Here is a 3,051-nt window from a genome sequence, read left to right as displayed (position 1 = left end):
GTGCGAGTGGTTTGGGATGGGAGCTGAGCGTTCAACTCCTCCACTATAACTGCCTTCTGTCGGGCTGTTCCGTTCATGGGGACTTGCTCCTGCGCGGGTGCGCAATTGCAATATTGACGCAACATCTTGTGGCCGTCAAGGAAAATCTTCTACTGATAGTATATCACGGGTGAGTTTCGCACACAGTGTTTCGTTTCAATGACTTGCGGAAGCGGCTTTTCGCCGGGCCCGAAACTTGCATGCCATCTTTGATGTAACCTTTCAAATGGCAGCGAGTCAAAGTATTCGGCAAACGCTGGGGGCCATGAGGCATATTAAGCGACTTCCTGTAGCGCTCGGCGTAGTGCTCCAAGCGAAAGTGCTCTTCGGCGCGACGCCATTGACCGTCCAGCAGCTTCAGGAACTGGTGCAGACGGCGAAGAACTCCCGCCGACCGGACATGGAAGTTGCGCGTAGACTGTCGAACATCGAGCTCTCCGAACGGCTCAGCGACGCGCGGCTGCAGGAGCTGTTGCGCGAATCGAGCGGATCGAAGACGTCCGCGGCACTCCAGTTGATGGCCGATAAGAGCGTTTTCGAGCCAGCGCCCAAGAGCGACTGGCTTAACCTTGCCGAACCCGCCGCCGAAGCACAAAGCGCGATCCTTGCCAGAATCCGGCAGTATGCGTCCCGCTACGTACAGGGTCTGCCGAATTATTTAGTCACTGCGGAGATCCGGCGCTTCGACGACGATCTCGCGCTCTCCGCAGAAAAGCGTCCGCTGTGGCATCAGCTTCGCGCGCGCGACCGCAGCATCAATCAACTCCGCTATAGCGATGGGCAAGAGTCGTACTCGGTGGTGAAAGTAAGTGGAACGCCGAATCTCGGAGGCGGTGGCCTCAAAACGCTAGGCGAATTCGCGGGAATCTTCGCGGCGCTGTTTGTGCCGGATAGCGGGGTCACGATGCGATGGGACCACTGGGAGACAGTTCAGGGCGCGAAGGCGGCGGTATTTGCCTATTCGGTTCCGGCCTTGCATTCGAGGTTCACGGTTATGAGCGGAGAACTGCACATCAACCCGAGCTATCAAGGCAGGCTGTTTGCCGATCCGGATTCGGGCGCGGTGCTGCGAATGACGCGGCAGGCGGATGATCAGCCGCCTTCATTTCCGACCCGGCGCAGCGATACGTTTGTCGCCTATGGGCCTGTCAAGGTCGGCGAATCGACCTTCTTGCTACCGTTGCGCAGTGTTACTTTTTCCGAGGTCACGGGGCCGCGGATGGTCTCGCAGGTTCTGCCGCATTACCCGTTTACTCGTTCGAACGTCCTGATCACTTCGCCAACCGACTATCTAAACGAGACGCTTTACTCGAACTACCGCAAATTTGAGGCAGATTCGAAGCTTGTATTTGACGCCAAGCCGGAGACGGACGCGATTACCGCCAATGCCGCGGCCGACACAAGACCTGAGCCTACGGATGCGGAGTTGAACCTTAGTGAAGCGACGCGCGAGTCTGCAGGACCGAATGCTCAGCCTGATGAAAAAGTCACCCCGACGTTCCAAGCCTCCGCAAAGTTAGTTGAAGTGTCGGTGGTGGCGCGCGATGAGAAGGGCCGTCTGATAAGAGATCTGAATCAGCGGGATTTCGCGATCTACGATGGCGACAAACCGCAACAGATCCGCCTGTTCAAGACAAACGAGAGCCCGTCGCGGGAACCATCGACACAGGCGCCGCAAGCCGCTCAATCGGAGCAATCGGCAACTGTTTCCAATCACGGGCTTGCCGCCTCTCATCAAGGCGCCATCAACGTGATCCTGTTCGATGAGCTCAATACCGTATGGGTCGACCAAGTGGACGCGAGAAACCAGGTGATTAAGTTTCTTAGTCAAATGAATCCGAAAGAACGGATCGGTCTCTACCTGCTAACGCCTTGGGGGCCGCAGATTCTGCAAGATATAACTACCGATTCATCAGAACTCGTGCAGATCCTTGCATCGCGTACTTCGGGTGGACAGGTGCTTCCGTCGTTCACCAAAGGGTCGCATCCGTCGGATATCACGCTGGGACTCGCAAGATGGGTCAATGGCCAAGATCGCGGGTTTCGGTGGTCCCAACTGCAGGGCAGTCCCGATCCACTTACCGCGGCGGCAAACGCTCCACTCTTCAAACTAATGAATTCGTTGGTGATGCTGAAAGCGGTTATCAACCACCTGGCCGGAGTACCTGGACGCAAGAACCTGATCTGGATCTCGGCAAACCTCCCCGATTTCACGGCGGCGGACTCGAACAGGATACTATCCGGTGCAATGCGCGTTGCCGTGGACGCCAACGTTTCGATTTATCCAATTGACGCGCGCGGTGTGATCGCCGACCCCGGTTACAGCGCGGCGGAACGCGAAGCCCCTGTACCCTGGGCACTGAGAAGCTCCGTGGTACGGTACAACTCGACGCTGGCAACGATGCTTGATGCGGCCTCGAAGACCGGCGGCCGAGCTTCGATCAGTAATGGTGACATCAGCGGCGCGATCCGCTCCGCAATCGACGATTCGCATTTCACTTATACTCTCGGCTTCTATCCCGAGAGTTTGAAGTACGACGGCACTTACCACTCGCTCACGGTGAAAGTGAAAGAGCGTCCAAAGATAACCTTGCTCTACCGTCCGGGTTACATGGATGCCAGGCCGGTCGAGAACGTCGAGAAGGAATTGAGCGATGCGCTGTGGAGTCCTCTTGACGCGAGCGGTATTGGTCTGACGGCCAACTTATCGTCCGCGCAATCCGGTGGATGTGAGGTTCGCGTGGTGATCGACGCGGAAGCTCTCGTTTTGCTGCACAAGGAAGACCGGTGGACGGGCAAGATCGATGTAAGTATGGCGCAGAAGGACGAGGAAGGAAGCCTGTATGACCGGGAAGACCAGAACATAGTTCCGAACGTGCTTCCGAAGACTTATCGGGATATGCTGGACCACGGCTTCACCTACAATCACGTTTTTGCGCGAAACGCGAATGCGACTTGCCTGCGCGTGGTTGTGCATGATCAGGGCTCAGGGAATCTCGGGTCGGTCACGGT

General features: G+C 56.9%; 1 protein-coding gene. It reads left to right on the top strand.

Annotated elements, in window-relative coordinates; genetic code table 11:
• Positions 1 to 343: 343 nt before the first annotated feature.
• Positions 344 to 3,051 (top strand): VWA domain-containing protein (locus H1Y01_RS18435; protein WP_180542167.1); only part of this gene is annotated, 2,708 nt, incomplete at its 3' end.

The organism is Nevskia soli (assembly GCF_903970205.1).
Taxonomy (GTDB): Bacteria; Acidobacteriota; Terriglobia; order Bryobacterales; family Bryobacteraceae; genus Bog-113.
Note: the sequence above shows the minus strand (reverse complement) of the source record. Positions and strands in the feature narration are given on the sequence as shown.